Raw genomic sequence first — 20,285 nt, forward strand, 5'->3', positions numbered from 1 at the left:
CAAGCGACCAACAAATATTTTAACTTCATGATTTACTCCTATCGCGTAGTTTGAAGATCATCTTTAAAACATCTGTGAAACATCTATAAGCATTTAGATTGAAACATTCGCGGATACAAACGCCGCCAAGTCCGGCTCAATTATCGCATAAACAGGCAAGACCCACACATGATTCAGGCCGTGGCCGTCTGAAAATTTGACCGCATCCTTTTCCGTGATAATCACCACATCTGCATTCGGCAAATCCGCTGCCGTAATATCTGCATGATCAGGCAAGGCAACGGTTTGTTTCAAAGCGATATTCATGCTTTGCAACGTATTGAAAAAACGCTCCGGCTTAGCGATACCGGCGACGGCAGCGACGGTTTGATTTCCCAAGCCTTCCAAATCCAATTTCTCAAACGGCCTGTTCAACCGGTAAATCCGCCCTGTTTCAATATGGCTGACAAACATATTTTCAGACGGCTTAAATGCCGCATCTGCCTTTCCGCCACTGACGACGACCGCATCAACGGAAGCCAATCGCGACAAAGGTTCGCGCAAGCTGCCGTTGGGCAGTAAATCCAAATCCGTCCGCCCCGTATCCGCCGCCGGGAATACGGCAATTTCCATATCGCGCTGCAAGGCATAATGTTGCAAGCCGTCGTCGGTCACAATCAATTCAAGCTCCGGATGCGCTGCAAGCAATGCCCTGCCTGCTTCTGCACGGCTGCTGCCTACCGCCGTCGGCGCACCGGTTTGGCGAAACAGCAATAAAGGCTCGTCGCCTGCATCTGCCGCACTGCTGGCTGTATTCAATACATGAACCGCCTTACTCTTGCGCCCATAACCTCGGCTGATGATACCGACCTTAACGCCCTTTTCCTGCAAACCCGACACCAGCGCAGCGACTATCGGCGTTTTCCCTGTTCCGCCTGCATGGATATTGCCGACTACCACCACAGGCACAGGCAATTTTTCGCTTTTCAGACGGCCTGAAACAAAATCATCGCGCCGTTTCGCCGCAATTTTGGCAAACAGCTTGGACAATGGTTTTAACAGCAAAGACAAAAACGGATTGGGGGATTGCCAATGGCGTTCGATAATTTGGTGGAGTTTGGGCATACGCACGGCTTTTGAAGCGAAAATCAAACGATAATATAACACAAGCCCGCCCAGGCAAGGCCGTCTGAACATGCGCCTTTGATAATATTAAAACAAAGGGCGCAAGTTTCATAAAAACGAATACAACGAATCGCTCTAAAACCCTTATAATTCAACTTTCCCAAATTTTTCCTGTTTCGCAATGTCCGAACTCTTCGCGCCCTCCTCCATTTCCGTATCCGAACTCAACGCCCTCGCCAAAGCCTTGTTGGAAGACCATCTCGCAGGCTTGTGGATTGCCGGCGAAGTATCCAACCTGACCCGTGCTGCCAGCGGACATTATTATTTCTCGCTCAAAGACAGCCGCGCTCAGGTGCGTTGCGCGATGTTTAAGGGTGCGGCCATGCGCTTGGCGAAGCCTTTGAAAGAAGGCGACCATATCGAGGTATCAGGAAGAATCAGTATTTATGAAGCGCGGGGTGAATTTCAGATTACGGTGAACGAGGTGCGGCTCAAAGGCTTGGGGCAGCTTTACGAAGCCTATGAGCGATTGAAGGCGCAGTTGCAGGCGGAAGGCGCGTTTTCAGCGGAACGCAAGAAACCTCTGCCCGCCCGTCCGCAATGTATCGGCATCGTCACCAGCCTGGCGGCGGCAGCTTTGCGCGATGTCGTGACCACCTTAAACCGCCGCGCACCCGAAATCCCCGTTATCGTTTATCCGACGCCCGTACAAGGCACAGGCAGCGAGTTGCAAATTGCTCAAGCGATTAAAACCGCTTCGCAACGCGCCGAATGTGACGTGCTGATTGTCTGTCGCGGCGGCGGCAGCATTGAAGACTTGTGGGCGTTTAATGAAGAACCGGTTGTGCGCGCCATCGAAGCCTGCGCAATTCCCGTTGTCAGCGGCGTAGGCCACGAAACCGATTTCACACTCGCCGATTTCGTCGCCGACGTACGCGCACCCACGCCGACCGGCGCGGCAGAACTGGTCAGCCCCAACCGCCAAGAATCGTTACATCGTCTAGCCCAAGCGCAAGGCCGTCTGAAAACCGTTTTGGAGCAACGTTATTTCGATGCCAGCCAAAAACTCGACTGGTTGGCGCGGCAAATCCGTCACCCGCGCCAAAAACTTGACGATCAGCGCGCTTCAATCAGCAAGCTGGCGCAAACGCTGTCTTACTCGATGACGCAAAACCTCCGTGCCCATACCGCCCGTTTTGAACGCCAAACCCAAACCCTGAAACATTGCCGTCCTGATGTTTCCATTTACAAACACAACATCGACCGCTTTCAGACGGCCTTGTCGCATTCCTTCCGCCAGCTGCTTGTCCAACGCTGTCAAAGCCTGATCGCCCAAGCCGCATTGCTCGAAGCCGTATCGCCGCAGCATATTCTGGAGCGAGGTTTCTCCGTCGTCAAAAACACACGCGGACAAGTCATCCGCAATGCCGATACATTGAAACAAGGGCAGAAACTGCACATCACTTTTGCCGACGGCGAAACCGACGTACGCGTGACCAAAGAGCAGGCTCAGGGCGAGTTGTTTGACTGACAAAATAAAGGCCGTCTGAAACTTTATGCGATTGAAGTGAAACTATGTCTGCCTTTTAAAAATCCTTAACCTGCCAATGCGGTATAATGCCTCATCTGCACCCGCAGCATATACGGAAACATTATGGACAACTCACAAAATACAGAAAATCCGATTCCACCACGCAATTCCATCCGCAAAAACAGCATTTACCTGCTGCCCAATTCCTTTACCATCGCCGCACTGTTTTGCGCCTTCTTCGCCATTACACAGTCCATGCACGGACGTTATGAAACGGCGGCGATTGCAGTTTTCCTTTCCATGCTGCTCGACGGCATGGACGGACGCGTTGCACGTTTGACCAACAGCCAGAGCGCATTCGGTGAACAGCTCGACAGCCTCGCCGATATGGTCAGTTTCGGCGTCGCGCCTGCCCTGATTGCCTACAAATGGCAACTTTGGCAGTTTGGCAAAATCGGCTATTCCGTCGCCTTTATCTACTGCGCCTGCGCCGCTCTGCGTTTGGCACTGTTCAACACGCTTATCGGCAAAGTCGACAAACGCTGGTTTATCGGCGTTCCAAGCCCGACCGCCGCTGCGTTGATTGTCGGCCTGATTTGGGTCAACCACAGCATCGAACGCTTCCCCGGCGTGCATTGGTGGGCATTGGGCATTACCCTGTTTGCCGGCATTTCCATGATTGTGCAGATTCCGTTTTGGAGCTTCAAAGAAATCAACATCCGCCGCCAAGTACCGTTTATGGGCATGGTGTTGGCCGTGTTGGTATTGCTGCTCATCAACTGGGAGCCTTCTCTCGTCCTCTTCCTATTTTTCCTCGGTTACAGCCTGTCCGGTTATGTGATGGCAGTCATCCGTTGGTTTAAAAAACGCCATAAAGCACACAAACACGACAAGGCCGTCTGAAATGTGGTCTTGGGACATCATCCTTGCCCTGCTCGCCGTCGGCAGCGCAGCGGGCTTTATTGCCGGACTATTCGGCGTAGGCGGTGGCACGTTGATTGTTCCCGTTGTCTTATGGGCGTTGCAGCTGCAAGGCATAGGCAGCCACCCCTATGCCCAGCATCTTGCCATCGGCACTTCCTTTGCCGTCATGGTGTTTACTACCTTCTCCAGTATGTACGCCCAACATAAAAAGCACGCCATTGATTGGGCGACCGTCCGCCGAATGACGCCGGGCATGATACTTGGCGTACTCCTCGGCGCGGTAACGGCAAAATATATGCCGACGCTGGCTTTGCAAGTTTTCTTTATTGCATTTCTTGCCTTTATCGCAGTCAAAACCCTACGCGATTCCAAACCCAAACCTTCACGCACCCTGCCTGCCCTCCACGGCCTGACAGCCGTGGGTACGCTTTTTGGGGCGGCTTCAAGTTGGGTCGGTATCGGCGGCGGTTCGCTATCCGTTCCATTTCTACTATATTGCAACTTTCCGGCACACCGCGCCATCGGCACATCTTCAGGTCTGGCATGGCCGATTGCGATTGCCGGCACCATCGGCTATTTTGCCAACGGTTTACATGTTGCCCACCTGCCTGAAGGCGCGGCAGGCTTTATCTATCTTCCGGCTGTAGCCATATTGAGCGTTGCCACCATCCTCTTCGCTCCACTCGGCGTAAAAACGGCGCACAAGCTGCCCGCCCGAAAACTCAAAATCGCCTTCGGCATCATGTTGCTGCTGATTGCCGCCAAGATGGCTTGGAATTTGATACATTAAATCTTTCTTGTGAAAAAGGCCGTCTGAAATTCTTTCAGACGGCCTTTTTAATTGCAAAACAACAAACTAAATAAAACCTTTTTACCTTACCCGATTTGCCCCATCGCAAATACAGCCAAGCGCCATATCGCCCATCCTGCCACCAACAATCCGGCGCACAAACGAACCATGCGTTTTTGCAGAAAGGTTTTCAACTGCGCTGCAAATATGCCCATCGCGAGCAGGTTCGGCAAGGTCCCCAATGCAAACGCCAGCATATACAGCCCGCCGTGCAAGGCATTGCCGCTGCCCAAAGCATACAAAGACGCGCTGTACACCAAACCGCAAGGCAGCCAGCCCCAAAGCACGCCGACGCCGAAACAGGCAGGCACTGATTTAATCGGCAGCAATTTGTTCAGCAAAGGATTCAGGCGTTTCCATATCGGTTTACCGATGCCTTCGATTTTGGTTGCGGCAGTCGAAATACCGGCAAGATACAGACCGAGCAAAAGCAGCAAAACATTGGCGGCAATATACAAACCGTTTTGAACCGCGCGCGTATCGTCCAAGGAAATGCCGACCTGCCCGACCAAGCCGACCAGAAGGCCGATGACGACATAGCTGCTGATGCGCCCCAAGTTCAACAATACAATCAGCCCGATTCGGTTTAAATGTGGCGGCAGCTGCAAAGCGAATGCGCTGCTCAATCCACCGCACATGCCGACACAATGCGTTCCACCAAAAAAGCCGAGCAAAAAAAGAGTAAGAAATGTGATTTCTTGATTCATGATTTTTAATGATTCAAACGAATGGATGAGGCCGTCTGAAACTTTTCAGACGGCCTTGAGAATGAAGGACAGGCTTTTCCGCCCACCCTCTTCACGTTTTAGAAAAGCAATTAACTGCGTGCGCGTACATCAAATGCCTGACGCAAACCTTCGCCGATCATAACCAGCAAAAGCAGCATTACCGTCAGCGTAGCAACGGCAGACAGGCCAATCCACCACGCGTCCAAGTTGTCTTTACCTTGCGCCAGCAACTCGCCCAAACTTGCCTGTGAGGCAGGTACGCCCAAGCCCAAGAAGTCCAAACTGGTCAGGGCAAGTACGGCACCGGAAATACGGAAAGGCAGGAAGGCCAATACCGGCGTCAAGCTGTTGGGCAGGATATGGCGCCACATGATTTCACGGTTGCCTACGCCCATCGCGCGCGCTGCTAAAACGTAATCGGTCTGACGGTTTTTCAAAAACTCGGCGCGGACATAGTCGGACAAGCCCATCCAGCCGAAAAGCGACAGCAACACCAACAAAATCAACAGTCCCGGATTAAAGAACGAAGACAGGATAATCAAGAGGTACAACTCCGGCATACCGCCCCAAACCTCGATAAAACGCTGCATCAGAAGGTCGGTTTTACCGCCAAAATAACCCTGTACCGCGCCTGCAACCACGCCAATCACGGTAGTCACCACAGTCAACACCAAGGCAAACAACAGCGAATCGCGGAAACCGTAAACCAAGCGTGCCAACAGGTCGCGGCCGCGGTCATCCGTTCCCAAGATATGCCGTTCGGACGGTTTGGCCGGATCGGGTGCCGTATCAAAATCGTTTAAGGTATCGGCATCGTAAGGATTGGGCAGGTAAAGGGCAAAATTGCCGTCTGAAGTGATGTTGTGACGGATAAGCGGATCCAAATAATCCGCCGGCGTATCGAAATCGCCGCCAAATGTGGTTTCGTTGTATTCGTTTACCAAGGGGAAGAAATACTCGCCCTGATAGCGTATCCACAAAGGTTTATCGTTGCTCCACAAAGGAGCAAGCAAAGTGACGACAAACAAAACGGCCAAAATCCGCAAAGCCAACCAACCGCGCTTATGCTGCTTAAAGGCTTGCCAAGTAGGGTTTGAAGTAGATTTTTTCTTTTTCATGGTTCGAAACATTCTTTAATAATGGATTGAAGATATTTTCAGACGGCCTTATTTCTGTCCGCCAAAGTGAATACGCGGATCGACCCATGAATAAGAAATATCCGACACCAGTTTAGCCAACAACCCCATCAGCGTGAATACATACAGCGTACCCATTACGACAGGATAATCACGTTTCATCACTGCCTCGTAAGACAGCAAACCCAAACCATCCAGCGAGAACAGCGTTTCAATCAACAGGCTGCCGGTAAAGAACGCGCCGATAAATGCGGCCGGGAAACCGGTAATCAAAGGAATCATGGCGTTGCGGAAAATATGTTTCCACAAAATCTGTTTCTCAGGCAAGCCCTTAGCTCGTGCGGTATAAACATATTGACGGCGGATTTCTTCAAGGAACACGTTTTTCGTCAATACGGTCATTACCGCCAAGTTACCTGCCACCGAAGCGGTAATCGGCAAGGCCATATGCCACAAATAATCTTTGACTTTACCGGCCCAAGAGAGCGTATCGAAATCATCGCCGACCAAACCACCCTGAGGAAACCAGGCAAAAAAGCTGCCGCCGCCAAACAACACCAGCAACACCAAACCCAAGACAAACGGCGGTACGGTATAGCCGACCAAAATGATCATGCCCGTAATCGTATCGAATCGGCTGCCATCCCTGACCGCCTTGGCAATACCCAACGGAATACATATCAAATAAGTCAGGAAAAACGTCCACAAACCCAAACTCATCGATACCGGCATTTTTTCTTTCACCAATTCAAACACAGTTTGGTGATGGAAAAAGCTCTCACCCAAATCGAAACGGGCGAATTTCCATACCATATCGGCAAAACGCGTCAAAGGCGGCTTGTCGAAACCGTATAAAGCATTCAGCGCGGCCAAATCTTCCGCACTGATGCGGTTGCCGTTTTTGGCCAAAGTTCCGGGCATACTGTGTCCCGCCGTCTCGCCGCCAACTGCGCCCTGCGTCAGCTGCTGAACCATCTGCTCCACCGGGCCGCCGGGAACAAACTGAATCACGGCGAAAGTAATCGCCAAAATCCCCAACAGCGTGGGAATCAAAAGGAGCAAACGATGAAAGATATAACGCCACATGGTTAAGTGTTCCTCTATTTTTTTGATTTGAAGGCCGTCTGAAATCGCTGACTTCAGACGGCATATAGTAACGGATTAATAAGCGTTTGGACGATGATTTACTTCTCCAAAGCCTCCAGCAATTTTTTCTCAATCAAATCCGCATCAAAGGATTTAGCAATCAGCTCAAAGCGGGAATCGCGGCGCCATGAAACCTGATTTGCGCCCCATTGACCGTCCACCCAGTTGAGCCATACCCAAGTACCGAGCACTTGGAACACGCCTTTGGCACGCACGAGGCCGTCTGTAAATTTAGGCAGGTCGTTGAAGAAATCGGTCAATTTTTCACCGTCGAAATCGCGTCCGGCAGGGAAAGTGAAACCTTGCGACTGGAAGCCCATGGTGTTGTCCGGCAGGGCTTTAAGGCGGTAGCGCGATTTTTCGACCACGGGAATATCAAGCCATTGGATGTCGAGTTGAGCATTTTGTACTTCAACGACTTTGGCTTTGGGCGGGAACAGCTTGGCCGCTTTATCGTGAAACTCAGCCAGCTGCTCCGGCGTGCACAAGTCGGTTTTGCTGGCAACCAATACGTCGCAAATGCCGATTTGGTCTTTATACAAGGCTTGTTGCGCGTAATCGGGATTAATGAATTGGCGCGGATCGACAACGGTAAAGACGGCGCCGATTTCCAACATACTGTCGAGCGGTTTGGCTTTCAGTTCGTCGATAACGCTGGCAGCGTGCGCCAGTCCGCTGGCTTCAATCATCAAGCGGTCGGGTTGGGCATCGCGCAGCATTTTTTGTACGGTCGTACCCATTTGCGCGCCGGCAGTACAGCACAAACAGCCGCCGGCGATTTCAGCTACGGGAATGCCGTTGTCGCTCAAGACGGCGCCGTCAATGCCGATTTCGCCAAATTCGTTGACAATGATGACCCATTTTTCATTCGGGTCTTTTTGTGCCATTAGACTTTTAAGGGCGGTGGTTTTGCCTGTTCCGAGGAAGCCTGAAATCAGGTGGACTTTAGTCTTTTTTACTTCTGACATTTTTTACAAATTCCTGTTAAAACAACATGTTCTTCTTTTAATGAGAAACCGGTTTCGGCCACGCCTGCACGCAATGCCGCCCATTCTTGGCTCAAAGTCTGCTCATCCGCCGTACCGCATTCGGTGCAGACCAAAATAAACGCGCTGTGGTGCGCTTCGGCTTCTTCGTGGTCGTGGCAATGATCGTTGCACTCGTGCTGCGCGTGGCTGCACAAAATATAGCCGTTGACCGCCGCCACTTTGTGCAAAACGCCCTGCTCCGCCCAAAAATCAAGGGCGCGGTAGGCCGTCGGCGGCGCAACCACGCCCTCGCTTTGCTGCTGCATCTGCGACAGAACGTTGTAGGCTTTAATCACGCCGCTTTGTTTCAAAACAATATCAAGCACTTGCTCGCGCAAAGCGGTTACCTGCACACCATCGCGCTGCGCTTGTTCTAAGATTTTTTGTTTGATTGCGTTCATAACTGAAACAGCCTTTCAGACGGCCTTGTTAATAAAAAATTACATTATAACGTGTTTGTTCAATTTCAGATAACAAAGAGGCCGTCTGAAACGTTCAGACGGCCTGATGCCGATTACTTAAACCAAGATTTAATTTTTCCAAACAAAGACATGCTTTGTTTTTCAAACGTTTCTTCCTTCGCCGGAGCAGGCGCGTCACGGTAAACTTTCATGCCTGCAAAGGTCTGGGCAACCGGCATGATTTCGATGGAATTGACGTTCATCCGCGCCGGACGCTGATAGAGCCATAAAGCGGTATCGGCAATATCTTGCGGCTGGATAAACTCGACATTCTCATAAACCTCGGCCGCACGCTGGTCGTCGCCTTTGAAACGGACGTTGGAAAACTCGGTATCGCCGCACAAGCCCGGTTCGATATTGGTAATGCGGATGTTTTTGTCTGCCAATTCGGCGCGCAGATTCATGCTGAATTGGCGCACAAAAGCCTTGGTCGCGCCATAGACATTACTGCCGGGATAAGCATAACTGCCGGCAATCGAACCCAGATTGATGATGTAGCCTTGTTTGCGCGCAACCATTTGCGGCAAAATCTGGCGGGTCAGAAAAGTCAGGCCGATGATATTGGTTTGAATCATGGTTTCCCAATCGCCAAAATCGGCTTTATCGGCAGAATCCAAACCTAAAGCCAAACCGGCGTTGTTGATCAGGCAATCGATTTCAGCTAAATGCTCGGGCAGGCTGTTTAAAGCGTTTTGAATCGACTCCGTGCGCGAAACATCCATTTCCAAAGGGTAAAACTGCTCGCCCAATTCCTCAGCCAACTGTTGCAATTTGTCTTCGCGCCGTGCCGCGCCGATGACATGATAGCCTGCCGCAACAAAGGTGCGGCACATTGCCGCGCCGAATCCCGCCGATGCCCCGGTAATCAAAATTGCCATATCGTTTCCTTTCTGTACTCGTTTCAGACTTGAGTTTAAGGTATGATAACGCCTTATCAGACGGCCTGAAATTCGGCCGACCGATTCTAAATTTAACGATAATCATATCATTACAATAGGACACACTCCATATGAAAACCCGTTTTCTCCCTGTCGCTTTGGCGGCAGTGGCGCTTACCCTGACCGCCTGCGGCGGCAGCGGCGCGCCGTCCCAGCCTAAAGGCCCGATTTCCGAAGACCGTACAGCCGCGTTCAAATCCATGATGCCCGAGTTTACCCGCATGGGCAAAATGGTCAAAGACGAAGAGCCTTACGACGTAGAAAAATTCAAACAAGCCGCCGCAACCTTCGCTGAAAACAGCAAAAAACCGTTCACCCTGTTTGAATCTGATCCTCAAGGCAACGGCCGCGCCCTGCCTGCCATCTGGACAGACACGGCAACCTTCAAAGCCGAAGAAGAAAAATTTGCCGCCGCAGTTGAGAAACTCAATGCTGTCGCCCAAACTGGCAAGCTTGAAGAAATCAAAGCCGCTTACGGCGAAACCGGTGCAAGCTGCAAATCTTGCCACGATACATTCCGCGGTCCGGAATAAGGCTTAAAACAATAAAGGCCGTCTGAAATATCATTTTCAGACGGCCTTTTCTTCAACTGACTTCAAACCTTTCCCTATCGACTTTATATAGTGGATTAAATTTAAACCAGTACGGCGTTGCCTCGCCTTGCCGTACTATCTGTACTGTCTGCAGCTTCGTCGCCTTGTCCTGATTTAAATTTAATCCACTATATTTTGCATTTCATGTTTTGTCGGTTTCATTTGAAACCGACGGCTCAATTCACATAGCGCAATCAAATTTTCTTCTTCCGGCTGTTTAAATTCAATTAAATCTCCCTTCTTCTCTACCAATCAAATTCAAATTCAGACCTGCTTTATCTTTTCAGCCAGATTAATAATATGTCGGTGGATTATTTCCTAAAACAAGAATCTGCTTTATTTTTTAAAAAATAAAAACCATTATCAAAATATTTGTAAAGTTTAATAATATGTTATACAGTAGCGACTTCGTTTCTGAGGTAACTATCATGAATCCGAATTTCAAATTAAATCTACTGACATTATCTTTACTGGCTATAACAAGTATCGCACACGCAGAAGAAGAAGTTTCAACTCAAGAGCTTGATGAAATTCAAGTCAAAGGCAAACACATTGCCAAAGAGAAAAAAGTTTTTACCGAAGGCCAAGCCAAAAGTTCGCGCGAACGCATTTATCAATCCAGCGAAAACATCGATACCATCGTGCGGAGCATGCCCGGTGTCTTCACCCAACAAGACAAGGGATCGGGGGTATTGGCGGTCAATATCCGTGGCGATAGCGGTTTGGGACGTGTCAATACGATGGTTGACGGCGTAACCCAAACCTTCTATTCCACTTCTGCCGATGCCGGACGCAGCGGCAGCTCCTCGCAATTCGGTACGGCACTGGATCCCAATTTTATTGCCGGTGTGGATGTAACCAAAGGCAGTTTCTCGGGTGCCAACGGCATTAATACCTTATCCGGTACAGCCAATTTCCGTACTTTACGGGTGGACGATGTGGTACACGGAAACCATACCTTCGGCCTCTTGACCAAAGGATTGACCGGCACAAACAGTACCAAAAGCAATTTTATGGCAACCGGGGCGGTACAAAAATGGTTTGACAGCGGTGCACGCCTGGGGGCGTTATATGGTTACAGCCACCGTAATGTCGAGCAAAACTATAAAGTAGGCGGCGGCGGTCAGCGTATCGGCAATTTTGGTGAAGAATATTTGGACCGTAAAAAACAAGAATATTTTGAGAGCAACTTATTGAAATTCGACCAAGGGCAAAATCGTTGGGTTCGCGACTTTTCCAAGCGCAATGCGGTCGGTAAAAGCTATTGGGACTACCCTTTCTCCAAAAAATATAACGATCCTGAAGTTTTACAAAGAGATTATGTCGATGACTTGGAAAGAGGCTGGAAAGAGAATTTGGCACCGCAATGGGATCTGACTCCAATCGACCCGACCAGCCTGCAACAACGCTCAAACAGCCATTTGGTCAAAGTGGAATACGAAAACGACAACAACAAGCTGGACCTTCAGCTTCGTACCATGAACAACCGTATCGGCAGCCGCAAAGTAGAAAACCGCAACTACCAAGCCAATTACAACTTAAACATTGGCGATTATGTCGATTTAAACGTGTTGGCCGCCCATAATTTGGGAAAACAAAAATATCCGAAAAACTCACGTTTTTCAGGATGGGGACTGCTTGATTATTTGGAAACCAAAAATACAGCCAATCTTTTGGATATCAACAACAGTTTTTCTTTCAAACTTCCCCAAAAAACAGATTTAAAAGCTACTGTCGGTTTCAATTTCTTTAAAAACCAATACAGTAAAAACCGCTTTCCGGAAGAGCTGAGCCTGTTTTACGACGGCCCGGATCAAGATGCCGGCCTGTACAGCTTTTTAGGCCGCTTCAAAGGAGACAAAGGAATATTTCCTCAAAAATCAACCATATTGCAACCTTCAGGCCAGCAAAAATTCAATACATTCTATTTTGATACTTCCTTGAAAAAAGGCATTTATCAATTGAATTACAGCGCCAATATGGTCAACTACCGCTACAAGGGCGAATATACCGACTACTTCAATACCCAAGAAGACTTTAAAAAAGCATTTGGAGAAGACTCTGAAATTTATAAACAGCATTGCACGCCAAGCTGCGACCTTTACGAACCCGTTTATACCAAATCCGGTAAAAAGCATGCGGTAAACCATTCGGTGGCATTAAACATCAATGTCAACGACTACTTTATGCCGTTTATCAGCTATTCGCGCACGCATAGAATGCCGAATATTCAAGAAATGTATTTTTCACAAATCGGCGACTCGGGCGTCAATACCGCCCTCAAGCCGGAACAGGCCAATACTTACCAAATAGGTTTCAATACCTTCAAAAAAGGGATTTTCAAGCCGGACGATGTATTGGGTTTTAAACTGGTCGCCTATCGCAGCAGGATCAACAACTATATTCACAATGTTTATGGCAAATGGTGGGATTTGGATAAAGCACCCAGCTGGGTAACCAGCACCGGCCTGCAATACTCTATCCAGCATCGAAACTACGCCAAACCTGTCCATAAAAATGGTTTGGAGGTGGAAATGAACTATGATTTCGGCCGCTTTTTTACAACCCTGTCTTACGCCTATCAAAAAACCAACCAGCCGACCAACTATAGCGATGCCAGCGAATCGCCCCGTAACTCTTCTAAAGAAGACCAAATCAAACAAGGCTACGGCTTAAGCAAAATTTCCCGCCTGCCCCGAGATTACGGTCGGTTTGAATTGGGATCACGCTGGTTGGGCAACAAATTGACCATCGGCGGCATTATGCGCTATTACGGCAAAAGTACACGGGCAACGACTGAGGAAGAATTTGTTGACGGGACAACCGGCGCCAATACCTACTCTTCACACCAAATGGGCAGAAGGGTGATCAAAAAAACAGAAAGCATCAACAGACAGCCGCTGATTTTTGATTTCTATGCCAATTACGAACCGAAGAAAAACCTTATCCTTCGTTTCGACATTCAAAATGCGTTCAATAAACGCTATATCGATCCTTTGGATGCTGCAAACGATGCTGCAACCCAGCGCTATTTCAGCGTATTTGAAAGAAAAGGCGGTTTGGATGATGAAGAGGTCGAATGTGATGCCAACGGTTTATGCAACGGCAAATATGGCGGCACGACACGCTCCGTCTTGAACAACTACGCACGAGGCAGGACTTTGCTGTTTACCATCAGTTATAAGTTCTAAACCTATCTCTATCTATCAGCATTCTTGATACAACACTGACTCAAAAGCCGACAAACACAATGTTTGCCGGCTTTTTTCGATATATCCTCAAAATTTTCTTCATCTATACACAATAAAAAACCTGCCCTTGCGGACAGGTTTTCAATGATGATGGATTACAGGCCGCTCAGACGGGCAGTATCGTGTGCAATCATCAATTCTTCGTTGGTAGGAATCACAACGGCAACAGCTTTGCTGTCAGCAGTGGTAATCACACCGGCATTACCGAAGCGGGCTTTCAGGTTGGCTTCTTGGTCAATGTGCAGACCGAGGAAGCCCAAGTAACCCAATACGCGTTCGCGGATGATGTCGGAGTTTTCGCCGATACCGCCGGTGAAGACCAATGCGTCCAAACCGCCTGCCGCTACTGTCATGCTGCCGATGTATTTAGCCAAGCGGTAGATGAACATTTCCAGAGCCAGTTTGGCGCCCGGATGGCCTTTGGCAGCTTCTTCTTCGATGGTACGGCAGTCGTTGGACAAACCGGAGATACCGAGCAGGCCGGATTTTTTGTTCAGCATTTCGGTAATTTGGGAAATGGTCATGTTGGCGTTTTCAGCCAAGAAACTGAAAACGGCAGGGTCGATATCGCCGCTGCGGGTACCCATTACCAAGCCTTCCAACGGAGTCAGGCCCATGCTGGTGTCTTGAGATTGGCCGTTGGCAACGGCGGTAATGGATGCGCCGTTACCCAAGTGGGCAATAACCATGCGCAAATCTTTTTTGTCTTTGCCGAGGAAACGTGCGGTTTCATCGGCAACGAAGCGGTAGCTGGTACCGTGCGCGCCGTAGCGGCGCAAGCCGTATTTTTCATACAATTCATGTGGAACAGCATATTTGTAAGCGTGTTCAGGCATGGTTTGATGGAAGGCGGTGTCGAATACGACAACGTTCGGCAGACCTTTGAAAATGGTTTGTGCAGCACGCAGGCCCAAAAGGTGGGCAGGGTTGTGCAAAGGAGCGAGCGGAATGCATTTTTCAATACCGGCAATGACTTCGTCTGTAACCAAAATAGATTCTTTGTACAATTCGCCGCCGCTGACGACACGGTGGCCGATGGCGCCGATACGGCTATCGAGGTCATGCGCTTTCAGTTCTTCCATCAGGGCTTCAACGGCACCGGTATGGTCAGGTTTGGCAGAAAGATCGACTTTGCGTTTTTCGCCGTTAAATTTGAAGGTAATGTAGGCATCAGGCAGATTGAGTTTTTCTGCCAGGCAGCTCAGCAATACTTCGCCGCTGTCGTTGTCCAATACGGCACCCTTGAGGGAAGAGCTGCCGCAGTTCAAAACCAAGATTAACTTTTGTGTCATTTTTATGCTCCTTGAGGTTTCAGACGGCCTTTTTGTCGGGATCTTACTGCTGCTCCGGCTGGGTTGCATCCGCTGAGGGACGTAGTGGGTAGCGGTCTGAACAGATTAACAAAGTAAATGCGGTATTCTAACAAAAAATGTAATCGGCTGCTTGACTTAATATTTGATGTAAAATGGACGGAATTTTATTTTAGGCCGTCTGAAAAATGACGGCGGTTTTGAAGAATTTTCAATATGCATTATTTCAGTATCCACACTCAAGACGGTGAGCATGCCGGATTTTTTATTATGTTGGCAGACGATGAGTCGCAAAATCCGCCGCAAAGCGGACGCTTCGCAATCAAGCTGCAAAGTGAAGACGCAGCCGCAGCGGCGGTATTGTCGCCTTTCGAGCAAACCGATATTCCGCAATACTGGCGCGTGGTTAAAGACCGTATCGAATTGTTTTTTGACGATAAAAACATCGGTGCGCTGCGCAACGAATACCTGACCGTCAGCGGCAAAACCTTTATCCTGACCGATTTGACCGGAGCGATGTAATGGAAAGTATGTTTATCCTTGTCCCCATCAGCATTATTTTGGCCTTTATCATCGGCTGGTTTTTCTGGTGGTCGGGTAAAAACGGACAGTTTGACGACCTTGAAGGACCTGCACACCGCATTTTGATGGACGACGACTCCACTGAAAAACTGATCGAAAAAGACGAAAACAAAGAATCCGAACAATGAGCCTTAAAAAAGACAATCTGAATTTCCACACGACCCGCCGTTTTGCGCCGCTCTTTGGGACGCAGTTTTTGGGCGCGTTTAACGATAATGTGTTCAAAACCGCATTATTCGTGATGATCAGTTTTTACGGTTTGGGCAAAAATGACTTTCTGCCGTCCAGCCAAATGCTGAACTTGGGCGCGATGCTGTTTATCCTGCCCTATTTTCTGTTTTCCGCGCTATCAGGACAGCTGAGCAACAAATTCGACAAAGCCGTTTTGGCGCGCTGGATCAAGCTGTTGGAAATCATCATCATGGCAGTGGCGGCATATGGCTTCTACATCCAATCCGCGCCTTTGCTTTTAATCTGCCTGTTTTGCATGGGCACGCAATCGACTTTGTTCGGCCCGCTGAAATACGCCATTTTGCCCGATTACCTCAACGACAAAGAACTGATTATGGGCAACAGCCTGATTGAATCGGGTACGTTTATTGCCATCTTGCTTGGCCAGATTTTGGGCACGGCAGTCGCGGGCGTTCCGCCGTATATTGTTGGCGGTTTGGTGTTATTGGTCGCCATCGGCGGCACGATGACCAGCCTGTTTATGCCGTCTGTAGCCGCTAAAATGCCGGACACAAAAATCGAATGGAACATCATCAAAGGCACGAATTCGCTGATTCGAGAAGCGGTGGCCGACCGCCCTGTATTCACTTCCATTATCGGTATTTCATGGTTTTGGTTTGTCGGCTCGGTTTATACCACCCAACTGCCGACGTTCACGCAAATCCATTTGGGCGGCAACGATAATGTGTTCAACCTGATGTTGGCGCTGTTCTCCATCGGCATCGCCATCGGCTCGGTATTATGCGCCAAACTCAGCCATGAGCGACTGATTTTGGGCTTGGTCACCATCGGTACTCTGGGGCTGACGGTCTGTGGATTATTGTTGGTGTGGCTGACCCACGGCCAACGCTTTACCGAATTAAACGGCATTCTCTGGTTTTTATCGCAAGCCCAAGCGTATCCGATTATGCTCGTGATGTCGGCCATCGGCTTTTTCGGCGGCTTTTTCTCCGTACCACTCTACACTTGGCTGCAAACCGCCAGCAGCGAAACCTTCCGCGCCCACGCCGTCGCCGCCAACAACATCATCAACGGCGTGTTTATGGTGTCGGCCGCTATTTTGAGCGCGGTTTTGCTGATGTTGTTCGACAGCATTACGCTGCTGTATTTGATTGTTGCCGTGGGTAATCTTCCGTTGATTGTTTACCTCATCAAACGGGAACCGAAATTTATCGGGGATTTGACCGCTTTGTTGAAAATCAGCAAATAAGGCCGTCTGAAATATATCCCCACCATGCACATTTTCACTGTTCAATCGCGTGGACAGCTTGTGCATAAATCAGATTACTGTCTGATTTAACATTAAAAAACAGGACTGACTAAATTTTAAGCATCACTTTACCGCCGGACAAAATGCACATTTTCCCCAAACAAGCGTGTGCAAAGGCTGTGAATAAGTCTGCTTAATGTTTGATATTTCAAAACAAAACGATATTTGATTAATTTTTAGGCAGTTAATAAAAGGCCGTCTGAAAACTTTTTCAGACGGCCTGAGCGTATAATAACCACCTACCTTATAGTTCCCAAACGATATGATTTATCCATGGCATGAAACCCAATGGCAACAGCTCGCCGCCCATTGGCAAAACCGTCCCAACGCCTGGCTGTTTACCGGCAAAGAAAATACCGGCAAAACCGAGTTTGCCCGCTTTGTCGCGCAGGCATTGCTGTGCGAATCGCCCAAGTCCGGCCATGAACCCTGCGGCGAGTGCGCTTCGTGCCATTTGTTCAGCCAAAACACGCATCCCGACTTTTACGAACTCACGCCGGAAATTCCCGAAGGCGAGACAACAGGACGTAAACTCCTGCAAATCAAAATCGATGCCGTGCGCGATATTGTGGAAAACATTTACCTGACCGCTGTCCGCGGCGGCCTGCGCGTGGTATTGGTACATCCGGCGGAAAGCATGAATACACAGGCGGCAAACGGTTTGTTGAAAGCTTTGGAAGAGCCGCCGCAACACGTTGTTTTCCTGCTCGTTACCCACGCGCGCGACAAACTCCTGCCCACCATCAAAAGCCGTTGCCGCCAGATGGTGCTGCCCTCGCCGACCCATGAACAAGCTGCGGCATATCTGCGCCAACAGGGTGTGGAAAATGCCGAAGCCTTGTTGGCATTCCACAGCGGCGCGCCTTTATTCACACCGGCTCCCGAATTGGACGCATTGCGCGAAGAATTGCTGACGCTGCTGGCTGCCCCGCGCCTGTTGGCCATACTCGACTACGCCGCTGCGTTCGACAAACAAAAGCAACCGCTTGCCGTTTTCATCGACTGGCTGCAAAAGTGGCTGACGGATGTCGGTTTGGCACAACAAAGCATGGCGCCGCTTTATTATCCGCACCATGCCCAAGCCCTGCTTCAGACGGCCTCCAAAACCGATTCACGCAGGCTGTTTGCCCTATTGGGCCGTCTGAACGCGCTCAACCCTTACGGATACCATACCTTGAGTGTTAAAATGCAGCTTGAGTATCTGCTTATCGAATATTTAGATTTTTGGCAAAACAAACCCTAACAGGTAATAAATCATGAATAAAAAAGACATTCCGGCGAAGATGTTGGCGTTGCAACTCAAAGACCCCAATTTGTTGTACAACTGCTATATGCCGTTTTTAGAACACGGCGGCCTGTTTGTGCCGACCGATGACGTATTCTCCCTAGGCGAAGACATTCTCTTGGCCGTCGAAATCGCCGACTATCCCAAACGCTTCCTGCCAACCAAAGTCGTTTGGATCAATCCGGCGCGCACCTCGGCCCACCGCCCCAAAGGCGTAGGCCTTGCCTTTTCCGAACACGAAAGCTGCCAGCAGGCAAAAAACCTGATCGAAGCCGAGCTCGGCCCGCGCCTGCGCAGCGACCGTACTACTTTTACCCTGTAATACCATGCATTTAATCGATTCACATTGCCATCTCAACTTTGACGGCCTAAAAGACCGCCTGCCCGAAGTCTTTGCCAACATGGAAGCGCAAAGCGTCAAACAAGCGCTTGCCATCAGCGTCAGCAAACAAAGTTTTGCCGAAGTCTTCGACATTGCCCAGGCGCACGACCACATCTACTGCACCATCGGCGTACATCCCGACAGCCAAGAAGCGGAGGAATTTACCATTGCCGAAATGGTAGAAGCGGCCAAACATCCGAAAATCGTCGGTATCGGCGAAACCGGTTTGGACTATTACTGGTGTAAAGGCGATTTGTCATGGCAGCATCAACGCTTTGCCGACCACATCCAAGCCGCCAACGAAAGCGGCCTGCCCGTTATCGTCCACACGCGCGATGCGGCCGAAGACACGTTGCGGATTTTGAAAGAGTGCCACACCAACTCCGGCGTGATCCACTGCTTCTCCGAAGACGTCGCCTTTGCCAAAGCCGCTTTAGATTTGGGCTTATACATTTCCTTCTCCGGCATTGTGACGTTTAAAAACGCGCCGCTGATTCAGGAAGCCGCCAAATACGTCCCTGCCGATAGAATCTTGGTAGAAACCGATGCCCCCTTCCTCGCGCCGGTTCCCAAACGCGGCAAACAAAACGAGCCGTCCTACGTCCGCTATACAGCCGAATTCGTAGCCAATCTGCGCGGCGAGAGCTTGGAAACATTGGCACAAAACACCAGCGACAATTTCTATCGCCTGTTTAAGAAAGTACTCGACAGCCGTCTGAACAACGGCTAGTTCTAAGACTTTCTACCACCGGTTCTGCCTCAAACGCAGCGGCAAACTCAAAATGGCTCAAGACAGAAACGACAACAAAATCGGCTTGTGCCATCTTCCGGACGGCCGGACCTTTAAAGAATGGAAATATTTCCATCAACACAATAAATGAATTTAAATTCAAAATATTGCTTTCCTAAGCCCGACAAAGCAAGAGGCCGTCTGAAAGTATTTTCAGACGGCCTCTTGCTTATTTTACCGATAGGATGTAAAACCTATCCTTCGAAATAAACGGTTCATCGAAACCGTACACCCATCGACACAATATGGACACGAACTCCGAAATGCACACCCACTCTAATTTTTACGCCATGCTGACAGCCGCCTGCCAAAAAAACGGTAAAGGCACGGTCATTTTCAACGACAAAGAAAAAATCAGCTATTCCTCCCTCAAACACGAAGTAGAAACCGTCGCCGCCTATCTGCAACACGAAGGCGTACAATATGGCGACAAGGTCGCCCTTGTCGTTTCCAACTCTCCCGAATTTATTGCCGCCTATTTCGCCATTACTTCCATCGGCGCGGTAGCCGTCCCACTCAACGTCTTTTTGAAAAGCGAAGAGTTCTCTTACATCCTCAATGACTGCGACGCACGCTTTATGTTTGCCTCCGCGCCGTTGGCCAAAGAACTCAAAAACATCAAAGCCAAAACCAAAGTCAATAAAATCATCTGGATTGGCGAAACCAACGCCGCCAGTGGCGATGACAGCTATTTCGATGCCGCGCGTACATTCCCCGGCAAGCCGAATCTGAGCCGTCAGCCGTC

Annotated in this window: 21 protein-coding genes and 1 pseudogene; 13 read left to right on the top strand and 9 right to left on the bottom strand. The window is 49.5% G+C overall.

Annotated features, from left to right (window positions below):
- Nucleotides 1–93: 93 nt before the first annotated feature.
- Complete coding sequence (gene lpxK, locus ACTHUT_RS05705) at nucleotides 94–1,104, bottom strand: tetraacyldisaccharide 4'-kinase (protein ID WP_440385689.1); 1,011 nt, start codon at nucleotides 1,102–1,104, stop codon at nucleotides 94–96.
- Between the two features lie 181 nt (nucleotides 1,105–1,285).
- Between lpxK and xseA the strand changes: the two genes are divergently transcribed.
- The 3 genes from xseA to ACTHUT_RS05720 all read left to right on the top strand — a co-directional run bounded on the left by xseA (nucleotide 1,286) and on the right by ACTHUT_RS05720 (nucleotide 4,349).
- Nucleotides 1,286–2,635, top strand: a complete 1,350-nt coding sequence (gene xseA, locus ACTHUT_RS05710; RefSeq protein WP_049344148.1) for an exodeoxyribonuclease VII large subunit — start codon at nucleotides 1,286–1,288, stop codon at nucleotides 2,633–2,635.
- A gap of 123 nt (nucleotides 2,636–2,758) precedes the next feature.
- On the top strand, nucleotides 2,759–3,538 hold the full coding sequence (gene pssA, locus ACTHUT_RS05715; RefSeq protein ID WP_004520826.1) for a CDP-diacylglycerol--serine O-phosphatidyltransferase: 780 nt from the start codon (nucleotides 2,759–2,761) through the stop codon (nucleotides 3,536–3,538).
- Nucleotide 3,539: 1 nt separating this feature from the next.
- Nucleotides 3,540–4,349: a sulfite exporter TauE/SafE family protein gene (locus tag ACTHUT_RS05720; protein WP_004520827.1), complete on the top strand. Its 810-nt coding sequence runs from the start codon at nucleotides 3,540–3,542 to the stop codon at nucleotides 4,347–4,349.
- Nucleotides 4,350–4,435: 86 nt separating this feature from the next.
- On the opposite strand, the gene ACTHUT_RS05725 is transcribed toward ACTHUT_RS05720, so the two are convergent.
- From ACTHUT_RS05725 to ACTHUT_RS05750, 6 genes are all read right to left on the bottom strand, one after another.
- Nucleotides 4,436–5,116 carry a sulfite exporter TauE/SafE family protein gene (locus ACTHUT_RS05725; RefSeq protein ID WP_003680951.1) on the bottom strand — a complete coding sequence of 227 codons (681 nt, stop codon included), beginning with the start codon at nucleotides 5,114–5,116 and terminating at the stop codon, nucleotides 4,436–4,438.
- Between the two features lie 110 nt (nucleotides 5,117–5,226).
- Nucleotides 5,227–6,267 carry an ABC transporter permease gene (locus ACTHUT_RS05730; RefSeq protein ID WP_004520828.1) on the bottom strand — a complete coding sequence of 347 codons (1,041 nt, stop codon included), beginning with the start codon at nucleotides 6,265–6,267 and terminating at the stop codon, nucleotides 5,227–5,229.
- 36 nt (nucleotides 6,268–6,303) lie between these two features.
- A complete protein-coding gene (locus tag ACTHUT_RS05735; protein ID WP_003746080.1) occupies nucleotides 6,304–7,359 on the bottom strand; it encodes an ABC transporter permease subunit in 1,056 nt (351 codons plus the stop codon).
- Nucleotides 7,360–7,457: 98 nt separating this feature from the next.
- Nucleotides 7,458–8,387, bottom strand: coding sequence for a CobW family GTP-binding protein (locus ACTHUT_RS05740; RefSeq protein WP_070838309.1), 930 nt, complete (start codon nucleotides 8,385–8,387; stop codon nucleotides 7,458–7,460).
- Complete coding sequence (locus ACTHUT_RS05745) at nucleotides 8,375–8,848, bottom strand: Fur family transcriptional regulator (protein WP_049329244.1); 474 nt, start codon at nucleotides 8,846–8,848, stop codon at nucleotides 8,375–8,377. Before ACTHUT_RS05745 ends, ACTHUT_RS05740 begins: the two co-directional genes overlap by 13 nt.
- A gap of 113 nt (nucleotides 8,849–8,961) precedes the next feature.
- The gene (locus ACTHUT_RS05750) at nucleotides 8,962–9,786 is read right to left on the bottom strand and encodes an SDR family oxidoreductase (protein ID WP_440385687.1); all 825 of its coding nucleotides are present in this window, start codon (nucleotides 9,784–9,786) and stop codon (nucleotides 8,962–8,964) included.
- Between the two features lie 131 nt (nucleotides 9,787–9,917).
- Here ACTHUT_RS05750 and ACTHUT_RS05755 point away from each other — a divergent pair, with 131 nt between their 5' ends.
- Nucleotides 9,918–10,379 (top strand): c-type cytochrome, encoded by a 462-nt coding sequence (locus ACTHUT_RS05755; protein WP_315116042.1) that lies wholly within the window; start codon nucleotides 9,918–9,920, stop codon nucleotides 10,377–10,379.
- A 73-nt stretch (nucleotides 10,380–10,452) separates the two neighbouring features.
- On the opposite strand, the pseudogene ACTHUT_RS05760 reads toward ACTHUT_RS05755, so the two are convergent.
- Nucleotides 10,453–10,575: pseudogene (locus ACTHUT_RS05760) on the bottom strand (IS5/IS1182 family transposase); the annotation flags it as partial.
- Between the two features lie 292 nt (nucleotides 10,576–10,867).
- Between ACTHUT_RS05760 and ACTHUT_RS05765 the strand changes: the two are divergent.
- Complete coding sequence (locus tag ACTHUT_RS05765; protein WP_440385686.1) at nucleotides 10,868–13,630, top strand: TonB-dependent receptor domain-containing protein; 2,763 nt, start codon at nucleotides 10,868–10,870, stop codon at nucleotides 13,628–13,630.
- Nucleotides 13,631–13,785: 155 nt separating this feature from the next.
- Here the strand turns inward: ACTHUT_RS05765 and ACTHUT_RS05770 are convergent, their stop codons facing one another.
- Entirely contained in the window at nucleotides 13,786–14,982 is a 1,197-nt protein-coding gene (locus ACTHUT_RS05770) for an acetate kinase (RefSeq protein ID WP_440385685.1), read from the bottom strand.
- 234 nt (nucleotides 14,983–15,216) lie between these two features.
- Between ACTHUT_RS05770 and ACTHUT_RS05775 the strand changes: the two genes are divergently transcribed.
- The 8 genes from ACTHUT_RS05775 to ACTHUT_RS05810 form a co-directional block, all read left to right on the top strand.
- A complete protein-coding gene (locus ACTHUT_RS05775) occupies nucleotides 15,217–15,522 on the top strand; it encodes an HLGFF motif protein (protein ID WP_070625817.1) in 306 nt (101 codons plus the stop codon).
- Complete coding sequence (gene ccoS, locus ACTHUT_RS05780; protein WP_004520838.1) at nucleotides 15,522–15,710, top strand: cbb3-type cytochrome oxidase assembly protein CcoS; 189 nt, start codon at nucleotides 15,522–15,524, stop codon at nucleotides 15,708–15,710. Before ACTHUT_RS05775 ends, ccoS begins: the two co-directional genes overlap by 1 nt.
- Nucleotides 15,707–17,023: an MFS transporter gene (locus ACTHUT_RS05785; protein WP_440385684.1), complete on the top strand. Its 1,317-nt coding sequence runs from the start codon at nucleotides 15,707–15,709 to the stop codon at nucleotides 17,021–17,023. Before ccoS ends, ACTHUT_RS05785 begins: the two co-directional genes overlap by 4 nt.
- Before the next feature lie 322 nt (nucleotides 17,024–17,345).
- Nucleotides 17,346–18,326 carry a DNA polymerase III subunit delta' gene (locus ACTHUT_RS05790; RefSeq protein WP_440385683.1) on the top strand — a complete coding sequence of 327 codons (981 nt, stop codon included), beginning with the start codon at nucleotides 17,346–17,348 and terminating at the stop codon, nucleotides 18,324–18,326.
- 10 nt (nucleotides 18,327–18,336) lie between these two features.
- Nucleotides 18,337–18,690: a PilZ domain-containing protein gene (locus ACTHUT_RS05795; RefSeq protein ID WP_003746058.1), complete on the top strand. Its 354-nt coding sequence runs from the start codon at nucleotides 18,337–18,339 to the stop codon at nucleotides 18,688–18,690.
- 4 nt (nucleotides 18,691–18,694) lie between these two features.
- Nucleotides 18,695–19,480, top strand: a complete 786-nt coding sequence (locus ACTHUT_RS05800; RefSeq protein ID WP_440385682.1) for a TatD family hydrolase — start codon at nucleotides 18,695–18,697, stop codon at nucleotides 19,478–19,480.
- A gap of 52 nt (nucleotides 19,481–19,532) precedes the next feature.
- On the top strand, nucleotides 19,533–19,631 hold the full coding sequence (locus ACTHUT_RS05805) for a DUF333 domain-containing protein (RefSeq protein WP_079453980.1): 99 nt from the start codon (nucleotides 19,533–19,535) through the stop codon (nucleotides 19,629–19,631).
- A gap of 154 nt (nucleotides 19,632–19,785) precedes the next feature.
- The coding region (locus tag ACTHUT_RS05810; protein WP_440418698.1) for an AMP-binding protein at nucleotides 19,786–20,285 on the top strand (500 nt) is incomplete at its 3' end.

It is taken from the genome of Neisseria sp. P0022.S010 (assembly GCF_051956635.1).